At 68.5% G+C, this 17,322-nt stretch carries 15 protein-coding genes and 1 tRNA gene; 6 read left to right on the top strand and 10 right to left on the bottom strand.

Annotated features, from left to right (window positions below; translation table 11 throughout):
• Positions 1 to 197: 197 nt before the first annotated feature.
• The 4 genes from BUR94_RS13590 (at position 198) to BUR94_RS13575 (ending at position 5,363) form a co-directional block, all read left to right on the top strand.
• Positions 198 to 770 (top strand): TetR/AcrR family transcriptional regulator, encoded by a 573-nt coding sequence (locus tag BUR94_RS13590; protein ID WP_074256739.1) that lies wholly within the window; start codon positions 198 to 200, stop codon positions 768 to 770.
• Positions 771 to 785: 15 nt separating this feature from the next.
• Positions 786 to 1,865, top strand: coding sequence for an efflux RND transporter periplasmic adaptor subunit (locus BUR94_RS13585; RefSeq protein ID WP_342745207.1), 1,080 nt, complete (start codon positions 786 to 788; stop codon positions 1,863 to 1,865).
• A 4-nt stretch (positions 1,866 to 1,869) separates the two neighbouring features.
• Positions 1,870 to 4,920 carry an efflux RND transporter permease subunit gene (locus BUR94_RS13580; RefSeq protein ID WP_074256738.1) on the top strand — a complete coding sequence of 1,017 codons (3,051 nt, stop codon included), beginning with the start codon at positions 1,870 to 1,872 and terminating at the stop codon, positions 4,918 to 4,920.
• 200 nt (positions 4,921 to 5,120) lie between these two features.
• Complete coding sequence (locus BUR94_RS13575; RefSeq protein WP_074256737.1) at positions 5,121 to 5,363, top strand: hypothetical protein; 243 nt, start codon at positions 5,121 to 5,123, stop codon at positions 5,361 to 5,363.
• A gap of 173 nt (positions 5,364 to 5,536) precedes the next feature.
• Here BUR94_RS13575 and BUR94_RS13570 read toward each other — a convergent pair.
• The 8 genes from BUR94_RS13570 to BUR94_RS13535 form a co-directional block, all read right to left on the bottom strand.
• A tRNA-Gln gene (locus tag BUR94_RS13570) sits at positions 5,537 to 5,611 on the bottom strand.
• A gap of 66 nt (positions 5,612 to 5,677) precedes the next feature.
• Positions 5,678 to 7,057, bottom strand: coding sequence for a mechanosensitive ion channel domain-containing protein (locus tag BUR94_RS13565; RefSeq protein WP_074256736.1), 1,380 nt, complete (start codon positions 7,055 to 7,057; stop codon positions 5,678 to 5,680).
• Positions 7,058 to 7,182: 125 nt separating this feature from the next.
• The gene (locus tag BUR94_RS13560; RefSeq protein ID WP_074256735.1) at positions 7,183 to 7,566 is read right to left on the bottom strand and encodes a hypothetical protein; all 384 of its coding nucleotides are present in this window, start codon (positions 7,564 to 7,566) and stop codon (positions 7,183 to 7,185) included.
• The gene (locus BUR94_RS13555) at positions 7,563 to 9,473 is read right to left on the bottom strand and encodes a KpsE/RkpR family capsule polysaccharide export protein (RefSeq protein WP_074256734.1); all 1,911 of its coding nucleotides are present in this window, start codon (positions 9,471 to 9,473) and stop codon (positions 7,563 to 7,565) included. The genes BUR94_RS13560 and BUR94_RS13555 overlap by 4 nt, the downstream gene beginning before the upstream one ends.
• Positions 9,451 to 10,110 carry an ABC transporter ATP-binding protein gene (locus tag BUR94_RS13550; RefSeq protein ID WP_074256733.1) on the bottom strand — a complete coding sequence of 220 codons (660 nt, stop codon included), beginning with the start codon at positions 10,108 to 10,110 and terminating at the stop codon, positions 9,451 to 9,453. The genes BUR94_RS13555 and BUR94_RS13550 overlap by 23 nt, the downstream gene beginning before the upstream one ends.
• Positions 10,111 to 10,298: 188 nt before the next feature.
• Entirely contained in the window at positions 10,299 to 11,546 is a 1,248-nt protein-coding gene (locus BUR94_RS13545; RefSeq protein ID WP_074256732.1) for a Na+/H+ antiporter NhaA, read from the bottom strand.
• Between the two features lie 116 nt (positions 11,547 to 11,662).
• Positions 11,663 to 12,700, bottom strand: a complete 1,038-nt coding sequence (locus BUR94_RS13540; protein ID WP_074256731.1) for a permease — start codon at positions 12,698 to 12,700, stop codon at positions 11,663 to 11,665.
• Positions 12,693 to 13,046: an ArsR/SmtB family transcription factor gene (locus BUR94_RS13535; RefSeq protein WP_074256730.1), complete on the bottom strand. Its 354-nt coding sequence runs from the start codon at positions 13,044 to 13,046 to the stop codon at positions 12,693 to 12,695. Before BUR94_RS13535 ends, BUR94_RS13540 begins: the two co-directional genes overlap by 8 nt.
• A gap of 149 nt (positions 13,047 to 13,195) precedes the next feature.
• On the opposite strand from BUR94_RS13535, the gene BUR94_RS13530 reads away from it, so the two are divergent.
• Together BUR94_RS13530 and BUR94_RS13525 are read left to right on the top strand one after the other, a co-directional pair.
• Positions 13,196 to 13,783 carry a uracil-DNA glycosylase family protein gene (locus BUR94_RS13530; protein ID WP_074256729.1) on the top strand — a complete coding sequence of 196 codons (588 nt, stop codon included), beginning with the start codon at positions 13,196 to 13,198 and terminating at the stop codon, positions 13,781 to 13,783.
• Entirely contained in the window at positions 13,780 to 14,550 is a 771-nt protein-coding gene (locus tag BUR94_RS13525; RefSeq protein ID WP_074256728.1) for an SseB family protein, read from the top strand. Before BUR94_RS13530 ends, BUR94_RS13525 begins: the two co-directional genes overlap by 4 nt.
• Before the next feature lie 107 nt (positions 14,551 to 14,657).
• Here the strand turns inward: BUR94_RS13525 and BUR94_RS13520 are convergent, their stop codons facing one another.
• The gene (locus BUR94_RS13520; protein WP_074256727.1) at positions 14,658 to 15,596 is read right to left on the bottom strand and encodes a 1-phosphofructokinase family hexose kinase; all 939 of its coding nucleotides are present in this window, start codon (positions 15,594 to 15,596) and stop codon (positions 14,658 to 14,660) included.
• Between the two features lie 16 nt (positions 15,597 to 15,612).
• A complete protein-coding gene (locus BUR94_RS13515) occupies positions 15,613 to 17,271 on the bottom strand; it encodes an NAD+ synthase (protein WP_074256726.1) in 1,659 nt (552 codons plus the stop codon).
• Between the last annotated feature and the right edge of the window lie 51 nt (positions 17,272 to 17,322).

Raw genomic sequence — 17,322 nt, 5'->3', positions numbered from 1 at the left:
CCGAGACCGGAGTTTGGTGTGACGTCCAGGGTGATGCAGGGCGCCCCGTCAAAGGGGCCATGCGCTGCACAGGATTTCGAGCCCGGGATGTGTCGATGGCAAGGATACGGCGGCGTGGCCCGATGGTTCGCTTCTTTCAAGTTGACAAATTTCGTTCGATTGTCCAAACGTCGAAAACTTGACCCCAGGTGTGCGGCATGAACGAAACCGAACAAGCATTGCTCGAAGCCGCGCTGCGGGTGTTTTCGCGCTACGGCGTCAAGCGCACCAGCATGAGCGACCTTTGCGACGAGGCCGGCGTGTCTCGTCAGACCTTCTACAACAACTTCCGCAACAAGGACGACATCCTCCGCGCGCTCATCCAAACCTACACCGAACGTGCGCTTGCCGCGATCGACGCGGGTCGCAAGACGCGCGGGGGGCTTGGCGAGCTGCTCGACCTGGTCTTCGAGCAGACGGTCATCGCGGGCCATGACATGTGCGCCGCGATGCCCAATGCCGAGGATTTCGTCGATGGCGTCCATGCCGGCAGCCAGGACGAGATCGAGGCCGCGGGCGAACGATTCCGCGAGGTGATCGCGGATATCCTGGCGCCTCACACATCCGCGCTGAACGCCAAGGGGTTCGACGTGACCACTCTTTCGGATTTCGTGCAGCGCGCCTCCAAGGCGGCGGGGCGAAATACGCGCGACCGCCAACATCTTCTCACCCAACTTGCCACACTGCGCAGGCTTTGCCTCTGCGCAGCCGGGCAGGCGGGCGACAGCTGAACAAGGATAGTCCTGATGACCTCTCTGCCCCGTGATGCGCGGCTTGGCGCGCTGGCCCGCATGGGCGCCGCCGTCCTGATGACGGCACTTGCCCATGTGGCGCTCGCCTCCCCGGTGCGCGCCGAGCCCCCGGTCGTCAAGCTGACCGAGGTCACCGCCGGTGCGGGCGAACTGCGGCGCGTCTTCTTCGGCAAGGTCGTGGCCCGCGAAACCGTCGACCTGGCCTTCCAGGTGGGCGGACAAGTGGTCGAATTTCCGGTCGAAGAGGGGGCGGCGGTGCCGAAGGGCGGGCTTGTTGCACGGATGGATCTGGAGCCCTTTCAGCTTGCGCTCGACGAGGCAGAGGCCCGCAAGGCCCAGGCCAGGCGCACCCTCGACAGGTATCAGAAGCTCGTCGGCTCGGCGGTTTCCGAATCCAATCTGGAAGATGCGGAAACCCAGGATGAACTGGCCGAGATCGCGCAGCGGAATGCAGAGCGTTCGTTGCGGCAGGCAACCCTGCACGCGCCTTTTGACGCCATCGTCGCTGCCCGGCTGGTGCCGAACCATTCCACCGTCAGCGCGGGCACGCCGGTGGCGAGGCTGCATGACATGTCGGATCTGAGGATCGAGATCGACGTGCCGGAGACGCTCTTTCAGCGCGCTGGCCAGGACCCCGACCTGACCCTCACCGTGGAGTTCCCCGCCAGCGACCGGTCGTTCCCCCTGGAAATCCGTGAGTTCAACGCCGAGACCGCCGAGGTCGGGCAGACCTATCGCCTCACTCTCGGCATGGCGGCGCCCGCCGGCCTGACCCTGCTGCCCGGCTCGTCCGCCAAGGTCAGCGCTGTTCTGAAGACCGGGCCCAGCCGCATTGAACTGCCGGCCTCCGCCATCGTGATCGGCAATGACAGCGACACCTACGTCATGGTCTTCGAACCCACGGGCGCCGGGACCGGCACCGTCACCGCCACTCCGGTCGACATCACCGCATCCGACCGCGGCACGGTCGAGGTCACCGCGGGGCTGGAGCCGGGCCAGGAGGTCGTGGCCATCGGCGCCGACCAGTTGACCGACGGCGCCGAAGTCCGCCGCTTCACCGGCTTCGGAGACTGACCCCATGGACATCGCGCGCCTTTCCATAGACCGGCCGGTCTATACCTGGATCATCATGCTCATCTGTCTTCTGGGCGGCATCTGGGGCTTTGCCTCGCTCGGCCGCCTGGAAGACCCGGCCTTCACCATCAAGACGGCCGTGGTGGTCACGCAATACCCCGGGGCCTCTGCCGAAGAGGTGGCGCTGGAAGTGACCGAGCCGCTGGAATCGCAGATCCAGAAGATGGGCGAGGTCAAGGACATCCAGTCGATGAACCAGCCCGGGTTGTCCTGGATCACGGTCAACATGAAGGACACCTACGACGGCACCGAACTGCCGCAGATCTGGACGAAGCTGCGCAACCGCGTGGCAGAGGCCGCCCTGCCCGCCGGGACCACGCCGCCCTTCGTCAATGACGGTTTCGGCGATGTCTACGGGCTCTATTACGCTGTCGTCGCGCCGGGCTTTTCGGATGCCGAGGTCAACCGGCTCTCCACCTACCTGCGGCGCGAACTGCTGGCGGTGGACGGGGTGGCGGACGTGGCGCTCTCGGGCGTGCCGAACGAAATGATCTATATCGAGCCCGATCCCGCGCTGACCGCAACCCTTGGCCTTTCGCCCGCAGCCGTGCTGGGCGCAGTGGCCAGCGCAAACGAAATCGTCGACGGCGGCACGTTGCAAGACAAGGACGGGCGCACGCTGGTGCAGCGCCCGGAGGGCTCCGACAGCGTGTCGGAAATCGCGGCGCTCTCGGTCGGGGTCGGCGGGCAGGTCGTCAACCTCGCCGATTTTGCGCATATCTACCGTGGGACAGAGGCCAACCCCGGCCTGATCGTCCGCCACAATGGCATGGACGCCTTCACGCTCGGCGTCGCCGGCAACGCCACCGAGAATATCGTCGAGGTCGGCAAGCGCGTCGACGCCCGGCTCGATACGCTGCGCGCCACCCTGCCGCTGGGGATCTCAGTTCAGTCGATCTATCGCCAGCACACCGTGGTCGAGGAGGCGTCGAACGCCTTTCTCGTCAACCTCGCCATGTCGGTCGGCATCGTTGTTGTGGTGCTCGCGCTCTTCATGGGCTGGCGCGCCGCTATTGTCGTCGGCTCGACCCTGCTCCTGACGGTCGTCGGCACGCTGTTCTTCATGAACCTCGCTTCCATCGAGATGGAGCGGATCTCGCTCGGCGCGCTGATCATCGCCATGGGGATGCTGGTCGACAATGCCATCGTCGTGGCGGAAGGCATGCAGATCGCCATGCGCCACGGCAAGACCTCCCGCGAGGCCGCGACAGAAGCCGCCAGCAAGACGCAAATCCCCCTGCTCGGTGCCACGGTGATCGGCATCATGGCCTTCGCCGGGATCGGACTGTCACCGGATGCCACCGGCGAATTCCTGTTCTCGCTCTTCGCCGTGATCGCCATATCGCTTCTGCTCTCGTGGGTGCTGGCGATCACCGCGACGCCGCTCCTGGGGCACTACTTCTTCTGGCGGGGCAACGATGACGGCGGCGACAGCTACGACGGCGCGCTGTTTCGCGGCTACGCGGCGGTGCTGCGCGCCTCGATCAAGCTGCGCTGGCCGGTGATCGCGGCGCTGGTTGCAGGGACGGCCGTGTGCTACGCGCTTTTCGGCCAGATCAAGCAGCAGTTCTTTCCCGACAGCAACACGCCGCTCTATTTCGTCCACTACAAGCTGCCGCAGGGCGCCTCGATCCACCAGACGTCGGGCGACCTCGCGGTGCTGGAAGACTGGCTGGCGGACCGCGACGCCGTGGAGACGGTGACCGCCTTCGCCGGCCAGGGCGCGTCGCGCTTCATGCTGACCTACCAGGCCGAGGATCCGAACCCGAGCTATGGCCACCTGATCGTGCGCGTTTCCTCGCTCGAGGTGATCGAGGACGAGATGAACGCGGTCGAGGCCTTTGCCACCGAGGCCCTGCCGCAAGGCGAGTTCCGGGTGAAGCGTCTGGCCTTCGGCCCCGGCGGCGGCGCGCCGATCGAGGTGCGCTTCTCGGGCCGCGACTCCGACGTTCTGCGTGACCTTGCGGACGAGGCGATGGCACGGATGCAAGCCGCCTCGGACAATGTCGTCGCCCTGCGCCACGACTGGCGCGAGCGCGAGCTGGTGTTGCGCCCGGTCTATGCAGGCGACCGCGCCCAGGACGCCGGCATCTCGCGCAGCCAGATCACCGAGACGCTGCAATTCGCCACCGAGGGCATCGACGGCGGCACCTTCCGCGAGGGCGACCGGCAAATCCCCATCGTCATCCGTTCGCCGCGCGACGCCGACCTCGCGCTGACCGACCACGTGATCTATTCCGACAGCGGCGGCGCGCTGGTCCCGCTGGAGCAGGTCATCGACGGGTTCCGCTTCGAGCCGCAGGATACGCTGGTCCACCGTCGCGACCGCATGCAGGTCATCACCGTCGGCGCGGACATTCCGCGCGGCATGACGGCGGCGCAGGTGCAGGCCGAGGTGCAGGACGCCTTCGAGACGATGGACCTGCCCTCAGGATACCGCATGGAATGGGGGGGCGAGCTGGAAAGCGCCTCGGAGGCGCAGGCCTCGCTCGGCGGGCAGTTGCCGCTGAGCGGCATCATCATGGTGCTGATCTCGGTGCTGCTGTTCAACGCTCTACGCCAACCGCTGATCATCTGGTTGCTGGTGCCGATGGCGGTCAACGGAGTCAGCCTCGCGCTTCTGGGCGCGGGCCTGCCCTTCACCTTCACGGCGCTGCTGGGACTCCTGTCGCTCTCGGGGATGCTGATCAAGAACGGCATCGTGCTGGTCGAGGAAATCGACCTGACCCGCGAAGCGCACCCGCACATGCCGTTGCAGGACGCCATCGTCAGCGCCTCCACGTCGCGTCTGCGGCCGGTCTTCCTCGCGGCAGCGACGACGATCCTTGGCATGCTCCCGCTTCTGACAGACGCCTTCTTCAAATCCATGGCGGCCACCATCATGGGCGGCTTGGCCTTTGCCTCGGTCCTCACCCTGATCGCCGCACCGGTGTTTTATTTCGTGATGTTCCGCAGCCAGGATCGAAAGGCGAAGGCAGCCATGGCAACTCCCTGATCCCACGGTTTGATGGTGTGAACCCTTCAGTTTGGAGGGAAGCTTTGTGGGCCAAGCTCGTCACGGCAGCGCCACCACGACGCAGGCCGTCAGTGCAACATAGCGGCCGCAGGCTTCGCTCGCGCAACTGAGCGAAGAGCTGGGCATTCCCCCACGCCCGGCGCCTGCCGGCCGAGGCGCTTGAGCGACGGGTGACAAAGATGATGCGTGCGACCCTCGCCAGGCCGGGCTTTGCCGCCGGGATGTTGAAAGGCGCGACAACCGACGCCATCGGCAGCCTCGCGGCACGACTCGCGGAGATCACGACCGGCTCTGAGCCCGCCGTCCTGCTGCAATCTGTCTACCGGATCGACTTGGTGCATGGCCCCTCCGTCTCAGCCTCGGCCGGACTGCACGCGCAGCTCGACCCGGAAGAGCAACGCGCCATCGTCACCGCGCTCTGAATCCCCAAGAACCCAAACTGCTACCATGGAGTTGCCGATCTGAGACCGGGGCCAGAAATGGGCCTTCTTTGACGCCGACTTCCGGCCTCGGCAAGAGCCCTACACGCGCAAGCCTTTGAAATCACGCCACACCTTGGAGGCAAACGCGTACCGCACGATTTCCGGAAAGTGCCTGGCTGGGGTGGTAGGATTCGAACCTACGGTACACGGTACCAAAAACCGCTGCCTTACCACTTGGCTACACCCCAACGGCGAGGGGCTTCCTACCCAGAACAGGGCGGCTGTGCAAGCCCCCTCCGTGCGGAAAATTCGGCCTATTCCACCTTCGTCGTGTCGTCGAGCAGATCGTCCTCGTGGCCGTCCTCCGCGCGCTCGGCCTCGACCATCGCTTCCAGCTCCTTTTCCTCGGTCGCGCCCACGTCTGCGGTCTCCACGAGGGGGGCCTGCGGCGGGGTGACGGTTTCGGGCGGCTGCTGCGCCACGGCCTCCTCGGCGGCGGCGGCGAGCGGCGCCAGCGCGCCGATCGGGGGGTCCAGCCGCAGGCGGTAGGTGGTGTCGGGGATCAGCACGCCCGCACCCTCCAGCGCGGCCTTCACCTGCCGCAACGCCTCGCCCTTGGCGAGGAGCAGCGAGGTTTCGGTCTGGTCGATCCAGCCCGCCACCTTCAGCATCGTGCCGCCCTCGCTGAGCCGGTCGATCCAGACGCTGGCAGCCGGGCTCTCCAGCGTGAAGGGCAGGGCCTGCACCGTCTCCTGCGCCAGGGCGCGGGCGGCCTCCATGTCGACCTCCCCCTCGAAGCCGATCTCGAAGAGGAACCGCCGCTCGCGGTTGCGGCTGTAGTTCACGATCCGGCTCTTGAAGACCGTCGAGTTGGGAATCCGGATGTGGTTGCCATCCCAGCTGAGGATGATCGTCGCGCGGGAGGTGAGGCGGATCACCTTGCCCTCGTCACCGTTGATCTCGATGGCGTCATTGGGCCGGAACGGCTGGCGGATCGAGAGCATGATCGAGGCGATGAAGTTCTCCACCGTGTCCTTCACGGCAAAACCGATGGCGAGGCCGATGATGCCGGCGGCCCCGAGGATGGTGCCCAGCAGCGCCGTGGCCCCCAGGATGTCGAGCGCCACCACCACGCCGCCCACCACGAAGGCCAGCCGGATCAGCATCCGGTAGATGTCGGCGATGAAGGAATTGGGCGCGAGCCGCTCCCAGGGCTGGCGCATCCTTGCGATGAGCACGCCCAGAAAGGCCACGCCGGTGAAGGCGGCGGCGGCGATCAGCAGCAGCGGCGCCCAGGCGACGAGCTGGCCGATCCGGTCCTGAAAGCGCTTCACCGCCGGGTTCAGCCGCTCCACCACATCGGTGCTCTCGACCACCTCGTTCTCGATCGCCACCACCCCGTCGACCCGGGCCACCAGGTCGTTGAGGGCGCGGGCCTTCGCGGCGTCGAGCGTGGTGCCGCGCAGGGTGACGATCCCCGATTTCACCGCCACGGTCACATCCTGATAGCCTTCCAGCTCGCTCAGGATGGTGCGGATGCGCCGGGCGATGGCGGCATCCTGCTCGCGGCTTTCCTCCACCCCGATGGTGCCGGTGGGCTGGGCCTCTCCCGCCTCCTGTGCGCGCAGCGGCGCGGCGGGGAGGGTGAGCAGCAGGGCAAGGGAGAGAAGCAGGCAGCGGAGGGCAATGCGCATCGGGTCAAATCCGTTTCGGCGTCAATCGGGCGTCAATTTCGGGCATCGTAGGCGGCGCGGTCCGAAGGGGAAACCCCGATCCGGCCCGCTCTTCGCGCATGGCCGCGCGATGCGGCGGCAAGGCCTCAGCCCGGCAGCGGGCCGAAGAAACCGGTGATCCGGGTGAAGAGCCCGCTCGCCGGGTCGGTCTCGACCAGGTCGATACTCCCGGCCAGATGTTCCCTTCCGCCATCGGTCAGGCTCCAGCCGAAACGGGCCACCCGGTGATGCGCGTCCACCGGCGTGGTGCGGGCGATCACCGCCTCGGGCCGCGCGGCGGTGACCTGCGCGATATGCGCCGAAAGGGCCGGGATGCCGGTGAGGGCCACGCTCGGGTCGGTGTAGCGCAGATCCGGGGCCACCACGCGGGCCAGCGCCGCCTCGCGGGCGGCGCCGTCCATCACCCGCCAGCAGGCGCAATAGGCGTCGATCCTGGCGGCGAGAGCCTCGGCCCCGCCGCCTGCGGTCATCCGGCGACCTGCTCGCGCAGCACCGAGGCGGTGAGCGAGATCATCAGGTAGATGCCCGCGAAGATGAGCAGCGCCAGCGCGGTGTTCTCGAAGGCGCGCGGATAGGTGGCCTCGTCGGGCGCGATCGGCGCCACGCCGAGCGAGAGGTAACGCACCTGCCGGTTGGCCTCGATCCGCGCGGTCTCGAGCTGGGCGGCGGCCTGCTGGAGCAGCAGTTGCCGGGTCGCCAGATCGGCCTCGGCGATCCGCAGCTCGCCGCTGATCCGCGCCAGCGAGGCGCCGCTGTCGGTGGTTGTGGTCATCGACGAGCGCAGCTCCGCCACAAGCGTCGACAGCCGCGCGATATCGCCCTCCAGCGCCCGGACCCTTGCCTGGTTGGGGCGGGTGTTGGCCAGCTGCTGCTGCAGGTCCAGCTCCTTCTGGCGCAGCTCCACCTCGAACTGGGTGATCTGCTGCATCAGCGAGCCGGTCTCGCTCACCGGGTCGAGCACGCCGAGCTGCTCCTGCAACTCCAGCACCCGCGTCTGGGCCGCCAGCACCTTGGCCTCGGCCTCCTCGAAACTGGCGCGGGCGCCCTGCATCTGGTCTTCCCGGAGGCGCTGGGTGAGCTGGTCCACCTGCTCCTCGGCATAGCCCAGAAGGGCCTGCGAGAACTCCTGGCTCTTCTCCGGGCTGGCGGCGATGACCTCCATCTTCAGGATGCCTTCCGAGGGGTCGTAGCCGATCTTCACGTTGCGCTGGTAGACGCGGTAGGCCGCCTCGTCGGTGGCCTCCGGCTCGAGCCGCTGGATCGGGTCGATGAACGATTGCTCGAAGTGCTCCTTGAACCCGTGATCCTCGTCCAGCCGCAGCATCGCGGCGCGGCTGGCGAGGTAGCTCTGCACCGTGGTGCTGTCCTGCTGGGTGGCAAAGCCGGTGCCCTGGAACAGCCCGCCCAGCCCGGCGGCAGAGGCCGGCTCGGCCTGCTGGATCACGAACTCGGACTTGGTGGCATAGAGCGGCGTGGCCAGCACGTAGTAGTACCAGCCGGCGATGAAGGCCGGCAGCAGCACGAAGAAGGCCAGCCGGGTGAAGAGCAGCGCCGTCTTGCGGCGGCGGCGGCGCGCGATGTCGCGCTGGATGCGGCCGATCTCGCTGGCGCGATGTTCGGCCGGGTCGAGCACCGGGCCGGGCACCGGGGCCTGGTTCTGCACGGCAACCTGGGTGCCGGTCTGCCGGGCGACCTGCGGCAGGTTGGGCGAAGCGGCCCCCTGTCCGGCCTCGGCGCCCTGCGCCTTGGCGTTGTTCTGCACCAGCTCCAGCATGGCAGAGCGCTGAAACGGGTCCACGCCCCGGTCGCGCAGCTGTTTGACCGCGTCGAAATCGGAGGTCGGCGACAGCCCGTGCTTCTGCGCCACCCGGCGCGCCATCCGCAGCTGACGGCCGGTCAGGCCCTCCTTGCGGATGTCGGCGATGGTCTGCTCGCTGGCGGCGGAGGCGGCGCTGGCCACCTCGCCGGTCTGCGCCTGGGCCGCGGCCGGCTTGCCCTTCTCGGCGGCGGCGGAGCCGGGCATGGCCTCGGGGCCAAAGCCGTCCTCATGCATCTGGGGCGAGGCCGCCTCCATCATCGCCACGTCCTTGTCCGCCTTGGGCGCGGCGCCGGCGGCGGGGTTGGCGGCAGGCTTCGCGCCCGCGACGGGGCCGGCTTCGGGTTTCGGGGCGCCGCGATCGGGCTGCGGCTGCACCTTTGCCGCCTCGGCGGACGGGGCGGGGCGGGCGGCCTTGGGGGCGGCAGCCTCGGGGGCGGGAGCCTGCGGCGGCACCACCTTGCGCGCGGTCGCGCCCTCGGTGGCGGCAAGCGCCTGGCCGGGCGTCAGCGGGCCGTCCCGCCGGATGCGGAACCTGCTAGCCTTGGGCTTGGTAGTCATAGAGCCTCTTCGCCTCTTCCAGCGTTTCAAACATGTGGAACTGCCCGTCGCGCAGCACCGCCGCCGAGCGGCAGAACTTTTCCAGCGTGCCCGCCTGGTGCGAGACGATGACGACGGTGGTCTCCTTCAGCCGCTCGCGCAGGATCGACCCGGCCCGGCGGTTGAACTCCACATCCGTGGTCGAGGGCATGCCCTCGTCGATCAGATACATGTCGAAGTCGAGCGCCAGCATCAGCGCAAAGCAGAACCGCGCCCGCATGCCCTGGCTGTAGGTGCCAACCGGCATGTCGAAATATTCCTCGATCCCGCAGAGCCAGCGGCAGAAGGCCTCCACGTAGTCGGGGTCGAGCCCGTAGAGCCTTGCGATGTAGCGGGCGTTCTCGGTGCCGGTGTGGCGGTTGACCACGCCCCCCATGAACCCGAGCGGAAAGGAGATGCGGCAGCCCCGGCGGATCTCGCCCTCGTCGGGCTTTTCCAGCCCGGCCATCATGTTGATGAGCGTGGTCTTGCCGGTGCCGTTGGGGGCGAGGATGCCGAGCGAATTGCCGAGCTCGACGCGAAACGAGACCTGGTCAAGGATCACCTTGCGCTGCTTGCCGGTCCAGAAGGACTTGCTGACGTTGGAAAATTCCAGCATTCGTCGCCTTTGGCTGCTCGTTGTCACACCGTTAGCGGCGCTTTGTTAATGCATTGGTATAGTCCGCCAGTTGGGCAGCATTATGTCGCCCGAATCCCTCGGTTTTCAACGCAATCTTGGCGAAACGCGGGGTAAATCGGGCATCATTGTGTCGTGAAGCCCCGCGATCCGGCAGCAATAGGTCGCCCTCAGGCGTTCTGTTTCTCGACTCGGGTCAAAAGGCCGACCACGATCGAGATCGCCGCAGCCCCGAAGCTGAACAGGGCCCCCATCTTCGCCGCGTCCTGCACCGGCCCGCCCGGGAAGGCGACCGAGGCGACGAAGAGCGACACCGTGAAGCCGATGGCCGCGACGCAGCCGATCACCACCAGGTCGATCGAGCGCATGCCCTTGGGCAGTCCCAGCTTCATCGGGTAGGCCGCGACCCATCCGAAGATGAAGATGCCGATGGGCTTGCCGATGATGAGCCCTGCCAGCACCAGCCAGGTGGCATCGCCGATGGCGTTGAACTCCACGCCCGCGTTCAGCAGGCCGAAGAAGAACAGGATCACCTCGACCGGATGCTTCAGCATGTGCTCGGCCTTGTTGAGCAGGTCGCTGAGGTATTGTTCGGCCTCCGAGAAGATCCCGAAGGCGCGGTCGGCATGGGGCAGGGTGGGCACGATGGGCAGCAGGCCGAGGGCCGGGTGGATGCCCGCCTGCTGAAAGCCGTACCAGCTCACCGCACCGGCCAGCAGGTAGGGCCAGACGCTGAGGGTGGAGGCCATCCAGGTCGAGTGCGGCCGGTCCTGGTTGCCCGCGTCGCGGCGGCGCGGCAGCCAGTTGCACAGCACGAAGACGGTCACGGCGGCGGCCAGCGACAGAAGCAGCCACTCCGGTGCCAGCTCGCCGGTCGGGTAGAAGATGGCCAGAATGATGAGCCCCGCCGCGTCGTCGGCGATGGCCAGCAGCAGCAGGAAGCGCACCGCCGGGTGGCCCGCGCCAAAGACCATCCGCCCGATGAGGTAGGAAAAGGCGATGTCGGTCGCGGTCGGAATCGCCCAGCCGTTGGCGACGGCGGCATAGGTGTCGGGCCAGACCAGGTAGGCCATGCCGAGATACACCGAGATCGGCCCGATCATCCCGCCCAGCGTGGCCACCAGCGGCGTCGCCGCCTTCCTGCCGCGCAGGCTCCCGTTCTCCAGGATCACCGCCTCCCAGACCTCCTTCGCCGCGATGGCAAAGAAGAAGGCCATGAGCACGTCGTTGACGAGATAATGCAGGGTCAGGGTGCGGTGGCCGTCGTGCAGATGCCCGATGGGCGCATGGTCCCAGATCACGAACTCGACGAAGTGGTGGTAACTCTCGGCGTCGATATTGGCCCAGATCAGGGCGATGATCGCCCCCGCGATGAGCAGGAGCGAATAGTTCGTGACGAAGTTCCAGACCCGGTACATGCCTCACCACCCCCCTGCCGCAGCGTTCCCTCCCAGATACTGAAATCGGGGCAGGGGGGCAACCGCGCGTGGGCGGTCGGACGGTGCGCCAACGCGCACTGTCCCACCGACCAGTGTCAGGCGAGGGCGCCCCAGGCCATGCCGGCCAGCACCGCGCCGACGAACCCGAAGCCCACGTAGGCGGCAAAGACTCTCGGCTTCACCAGCGCCCAGACCGCCACGGCGGCCGGGATGCAGCTCACGCCGCCCGCGATCACGAAAGACATCGCCGCGCCCTGGCTCATGCCCTGCGCCAGCAGCGCGTCGATCAGCGGCACCGCGGCATAGCCGTTCAGGTAGGCCGGAGCCCCCACCAGAGCGCCCAGCAGGATCGGGCCGATCCCGTCGCCGCCCAGCACCGAGGCGATCATCTCGGCGGGCACATAGCTCAGCATCAGGCTTTCCAGCAGGTAGGCCAGCAGCAGCCATTTGAAGAGAAACAGCCCGTTCTCCACCGCCGTGTCGCGGAAGGTCTCGCGCCGCGTCGCCTCGCCCCAGAACCGCCAGACCGGCTTGCCCTGAAACGGCTTTTTCGCCCCGCAGCAGGAGCCGGCGCTCTTTTTCGGCCGCAGTGGATCGGCGAATACGGTGCTCTTGGCCATCACCAGCGTCACGAAGCCGCCCATCATGCCAAGCCCGATGGCCGAGAGCGCCTTGGCCAGCGCAAAGTCAAAGCCCAGCGTGCCCGCGGTGATCGAGAACATCGCCGGGTCCATCAGCGGCGAGGCCAGCCAGAAGGCCATCACCGCCGAGAGCGGCGCGCCGACGGCCAGCAAGGCCGCGATGAAGGGGATCACCTCGCAGGAGCAGAAGGGCGAGAGCCCGCCCAGCAGCGCCGCCATCACGATCATCCGCGCCTTGTTGCCCTCGAAGGCCTTTGCCAGCAGCGTCTCCGCTCCGGTGGCCTTCAGCCAGGCCACCGCCAGCACGGCGAAGAGGATGAAGGGCGCGGTGTGCAGCAGTGCGTTTGCGGCAAAGATCAGCGTCGGCATGAGCTCGGCACTATCCAGCACCGCGACCGCGAGCACGATCAGGGCCGAGGCCAGCCAGGCCTTCGGCGCGCGCGTCCAGAGGTCGCCAGGCGAGGGGCGCGGGGATTGCGTGAGATCAGCCATGGGTCTGCGTGCCTTCCGTATGGCAAGGGTCTTCCCGGTCGGCGCAGCATTGCGACATGAGAAAGCCCGACAGCGATTCGATTTCGTCGTAGGAGACCGCCGCGCAGATGATGCTGCGGCCCTGCTTCTCCTGCCGCACCAGCCCGGCGGCGGCGAGGATCTTCATGTGATGGGTCAGCGTGGAGCCGGTGATGCCGCTCCGCTGTCCCAACTCTCCGATCGGCAGCCCGTCGGGCCCGGCGCGCACAAGGGTTTGCAAGACCATCAGCCGCTGCTCGGAGCCGAGCGCGGCAAAGGTCGAGGCCATTTCGGCAAGGGAGTGCCCGTCGGGGAGAATCGTTTTCATGGTTCGAGAAATATCGAACTGTTTCGCGCCGGTCAATTCATTTCGACGATCCTCGAAGCATCCGCCGAGGACGTCTCGAAGGGCGGCCGAGCCCGCCCGGCCCATCGCGCCCCTTCAGGCCGCACGTCGCCCCGGCTAGACTGCCCCCGATGACCCTGCCCCACGACATTCGCGCCTGCCGCCTCTGCGCCCCGCGCTTCGCCGCCACCGCCACGGCCCATGCGCCCCGCCCGGTGCCGTGGTTCAGCCCCGGCGCGCGGATCATCCTCGCCGGCCAGGCCCCCGGCCTGCGCGTGCACGACACCGGCATCCCCTTCAACGATCCCTCCGGCGACCGCCTCCGCGACTGGCTCGGCCTCGACCGTGATACCTTCTACGACACCGCCCGCGTCGCCATCCTGCCCATGGCCTTCTGCTTTCCGGGCTACGACGCCAAGGGTGGCGACCTGCCGCCGCCCCGGATCTGCGCCGAGACCTGGCGCGACGCCGCCCTGGCCCACATCGGCCCCGCCCCGCTCACCCTGCTGATCGGCGGTTACGCCCAGGCCTGGCACCTCGGCGCCCCGGCCCGGCGTGCCGGCGTCACCCGCACCGTCACCGCCTGGCGCGACCATGCGCCCGAGGTGTTCCCCTTGCCCCATCCGTCCTGGCGCAATACGGGGTGGCTGAAGAAAAACCCCTGGTTCGCCGCCGAGTTGCTGCCCGCGCTCCGCGACCGGGTGAAGGAGGTGCTATGAGTGCGCTCGATGCCGCCCACGCGGCGATGGGACACGGCGGCGAGGCCGAACGCCTCGCCTTCTACGCCGCCCTGGCCGACAGCCAGCTGTTCCTGCTGCTCGAGGAAGAGCCCGAGGGCGAGGTCATCACCCCCCGCGCCGTGGATGCCGGCGAGGGCGAGATCCTGCTCGCCTTCGACAGCGAAGACCGGCTGGTGACCTTCACCCAGGGCGAGGCCGCCTTTGCCGCCATGTCGGGGCGCGGCCTGGTGGCGATGATGGCAGGGCAGGGCCTCGGGCTGGGGCTCAACCTCGAGGCGCCATCGGCCACGGTCCTGCCGCCCGAGGCGATCGACTGGCTGGCCGAAACCCTCGGCCACGGGCCCGAGGCCGCCGAGGAGATCCCGGTCGAGATCTCCGTGCCGCAGATGTCCGCCCTGCTGCTCCGCGCGCTCGACGGCAAGCTCGCCTCCGCCGCGGGCCTCGCCAAGGCCGCGCTGCTGGCCCAGGCCACCTACCGCTCCGGCGCGCGCGGCCACCTGCTGGCCTTCGTCGATGCAGTGGAGGGCGCCGAGCACGCGCTGGCAGGCGCGGCCAACGAGGCCCTCAAGTTCTCCGGGCTCGAGGCCGAGGCGCTCGACGTGGCCTTTCTCGACGAGGGCAGCCCGCTGGCACTGGCCATGGCCCGCCACGGCATGCGCTTCGACCTGCCCGAGCCCGAAACCCCCGAACCCTGGAAACCCGCCGCCCCCGGCTCCGACCCCAACAAGCCGCCCAAGCTGCGCTGACGCAGCCACCTCGCGCCTCCGGTGCCGTCATCCTCGGGCTCGACCCGAGGACCTCCCGTTTTGCGAGCGATCCGCGGGCCAAACCCCGCAATCTACGTCGCCGCTCCTCAGAGCCGCGTGAGCACGCAGTCCGGCAGCGCCCGCTCGTAGTCCTCAAGCCGGCAGAGCTCCGTGCCCGGCGTCATGACCGCCGCCGAGGCCGCCGCCATCCCCGCCTGCAAGGCCGCCTCCGGGGTCGCGCCCCGCGCCAGTGCCAGCACGAAGCCGCCGACAAAACTGTCGCCCGCGCCCACCTTGCTCACCACCGGCACATCGGCCCCCGCCGCGTGCCAGGCGCTGCCGTCGGCGCAGGCCATCACCGATCCCGCCGCGCCCATCGCCACGATCACACGCGGCGCGGCCCCCGTGAGCGTGGCGGCAAAGGCCCGCACCTCCGCCACATCCGCGAGCAGCGTGCCCGACAGGAACCGCGCCTCCGCGTGATCCATGCGCAGCACATCCGCGCCGCCCTCCGCCGCCAGCCGCTTCAGGGCATCGCCCGAGGTGTCCACCACCAGCTCCGCCCCGGCGCCGCGCACCGCCGCGCCCAGCGGCGCCAGCCACTCCGGCCCCATGCCCGGCGGCAGCGAGCCCGACAGCACCACCAGCGCCCCCGGCGTCACCGCCTGCGCCACCGCCTCCACGAAGCCTTGGCAGTCGGCCTCGCCCCACTCCGGCCCGGCCAGCGAAAACCGATACTGCTCGCCCGTCTCCGCGCTGGTCACCGCAAGGCTCTGCCGGGTGTCGCCCGGCGCCTCGAAACGCATCACCTCCAGCCCCCGCGCCGCCAGCCCCGCCTCCAGCGCCGCCCCGGTCGCGCCGCCCAGCGCCACCAGGCAGCGAGAGGCCCCGCCGAGCTGCGCCACCGCGCGGCTCACGTTCACCCCGCCGCCGCCCGGCTCCACTACGGCCACGCCGCAGCGCAGCTTCACGTTCGGGCGCACCGCAGGGGCCTGTGCCGAGAGGTCGAGCGCCGGGCTGGGGGTGAGGGTCAGAATCGGCCGCATGATCTGCTCGGGGGCCCTACGACGGGTCGCGCCAGCGGTTGACCACCGGGTAGCGCCGGTCGAGCCAGAACGCCGCCTTGGTCAGCCGCGTGCCGGGCGCGGACTGGAAGCGCTTGTACTCGCTGAGATAGATCAGCCGCTCCACCTTCTTCACCGTGTCCCGGTCAAAGCCCTCCGCCACCACCTCGGACACGGCGGCCTCCTCGTCGACCAGCATCTCCAGGATGCGGTCGAGCGCCTCGTAGGGCGGCAGGCTGTCCTCGTCCTTCTGATCCTCGCGCAGCTCGGCGCTGGGCGGCTTGTCGATCACGCGCGGCGGAATCACCTCGCCTGCGGGCCCCTTCATCCAGGGCCGATGGTTGGCATTGCGCCAGCGGCAGGTCTCGAAGACGCGGGTCTTGTAGAGATCCTTCAACGGATTGTAGCCGCCCGCCATGTCGCCGTAGATCGTGGCATAGCCCACCGCGACCTCGCTCTTGTTGCCCGTGGTCAGCAGCATCTCGCCGAACTTGTTGGAGAGCGCCATCAGCAGCAGCCCCCGCAACCGGCTCTGGATGTTCTCCTCCGTCAGCCCCGGCTCGGTGCCCTCGAAGAGCGGCGCCAGCGCCTCGGTCACGGCGGCCCGCGGCCCGCCGATCGGCACGAAGTCGTAGCGGCAGCCCAGCCGCTCGGCCGCCGCCCTCGCATCCTCCAGCGAGTGCTCGGAGGTGTATTCCGAGGGCAGCATCACGCAGCGCACATTGTCCGGCCCCAGCGCATCGGCGGCAATGGCGGCCACCAGCGCCGAGTCGACCCCGCCCGAGAGGCCCAGCAGCGCCTTGCTGAAGCCGGTCTTGCCGAAGTAGTCGCGCACCGACTGCACCATGCAGCGATAATCCTGCTCCCAGGCGTCCGGCATCTTCGCCTTCTCGCCCTCCACCGCGCGCCAGCCTTCCGGCCCGCGCTCGAGGTCGAGCTGCACCACCGCCTCGTCGAAAACCGGCATCTGCACCGCCAGCGCTCCGCCCGGGTTCAGCACGAAGGAGCCGCCGTCAAACACCTGGTCGTCCTGGCCGCCCACCATGTTGAGGTAGATCAGCGGCAGCCCGGTCTCGACGACGCGCTGCACCATCAGGTTCACCCGCACGTCCATCTTGTGCCGGTAGTAGGGCGAGCCGTTGGGCACGAGCAGAAATTCCGCGCCGGTCTCGGCCAGGGTCTCCGCCACGTCCTCGTGCCAGGCATCCTCGCAGATCGGCGAGCCCACCCGCACGTTGCCCACCGCATAGGGCCCACCCAGAGGCCCGGCATCGTAGATCCGCACCTCGTCGAAGACCGTCTCGTTGGGCAGGTGGTGCTTGAGCACCCGGGTCATGACCTTGCCGCCCTTGAGGATGAAATAGGCGTTGAAGAGCTTGCCGTCCTCGGGCCAGGGCCCGCCGATGGCAATCGCCGGCCCGTCGGCGCAGATCTCGGCCAGCGCCTCGATATGGGCCACGGCATCGGCGGCAAAGGCGGGGCGGTCCACCAGGTCCTGCGCGTTGTAGCCGCAGATGAACATCTCGGTGAAGGCCACCAGGTCGGCCCCGGCCGCCTTGCCCTCTTCCCAGGCCGCGCGGGCCTTCGCCGCATTGCCTGCCATGTCGCCCAGCACCGGGTTCAACTGTGCCAGCGTGATCCTGAACCTGTCGGCCATGCCTGCGCCTCTCCTTGATGCGATCCGACTTAGCAGATTGACGCTGAAGTG

The sequence above is a fragment of the Vannielia litorea genome (assembly GCF_900142295.1).
Taxonomy (GTDB): Bacteria; Pseudomonadota; Alphaproteobacteria; order Rhodobacterales; family Rhodobacteraceae; genus Vannielia; species Vannielia litorea.
Note: the sequence above shows the minus strand (reverse complement) of the source record. Positions and strands in the feature narration are given on the sequence as shown.

Coding starts and splice junctions, on each gene's coding strand:
- BUR94_RS13590 (WP_074256739.1), top strand. CDS start 198: ATGAACGAAACCGAACAAGCATTGCTCGAAGCCGCGCTGCGGGTGTTT.
- BUR94_RS13585 (WP_342745207.1), top strand. CDS start 786: ATGACCTCTCTGCCCCGTGATGCGCGGCTTGGCGCGCTGGCCCGCATG.
- BUR94_RS13580 (WP_074256738.1), top strand. CDS start 1,870: ATGGACATCGCGCGCCTTTCCATAGACCGGCCGGTCTATACCTGGATC.
- BUR94_RS13575 (WP_074256737.1), top strand. CDS start 5,121: ATGATGCGTGCGACCCTCGCCAGGCCGGGCTTTGCCGCCGGGATGTTG.
- BUR94_RS13565 (WP_074256736.1), bottom strand. CDS start 7,057: ATGCGCATTGCCCTCCGCTGCCTGCTTCTCTCCCTTGCCCTGCTGCTC.
- BUR94_RS13560 (WP_074256735.1), bottom strand. CDS start 7,566: ATGACCGCAGGCGGCGGGGCCGAGGCTCTCGCCGCCAGGATCGACGCC.
- BUR94_RS13555 (WP_074256734.1), bottom strand. CDS start 9,473: ATGACTACCAAGCCCAAGGCTAGCAGGTTCCGCATCCGGCGGGACGGC.
- BUR94_RS13550 (WP_074256733.1), bottom strand. CDS start 10,110: ATGCTGGAATTTTCCAACGTCAGCAAGTCCTTCTGGACCGGCAAGCAG.
- BUR94_RS13545 (WP_074256732.1), bottom strand. CDS start 11,546: ATGTACCGGGTCTGGAACTTCGTCACGAACTATTCGCTCCTGCTCATC.
- BUR94_RS13540 (WP_074256731.1), bottom strand. CDS start 12,700: ATGGCTGATCTCACGCAATCCCCGCGCCCCTCGCCTGGCGACCTCTGG.
- BUR94_RS13535 (WP_074256730.1), bottom strand. CDS start 13,046: ATGAAAACGATTCTCCCCGACGGGCACTCCCTTGCCGAAATGGCCTCG.
- BUR94_RS13530 (WP_074256729.1), top strand. CDS start 13,196: ATGACCCTGCCCCACGACATTCGCGCCTGCCGCCTCTGCGCCCCGCGC.
- BUR94_RS13525 (WP_074256728.1), top strand. CDS start 13,780: ATGAGTGCGCTCGATGCCGCCCACGCGGCGATGGGACACGGCGGCGAG.
- BUR94_RS13520 (WP_074256727.1), bottom strand. CDS start 15,596: ATGCGGCCGATTCTGACCCTCACCCCCAGCCCGGCGCTCGACCTCTCG.
- BUR94_RS13515 (WP_074256726.1), bottom strand. CDS start 17,271: ATGGCCGACAGGTTCAGGATCACGCTGGCACAGTTGAACCCGGTGCTG.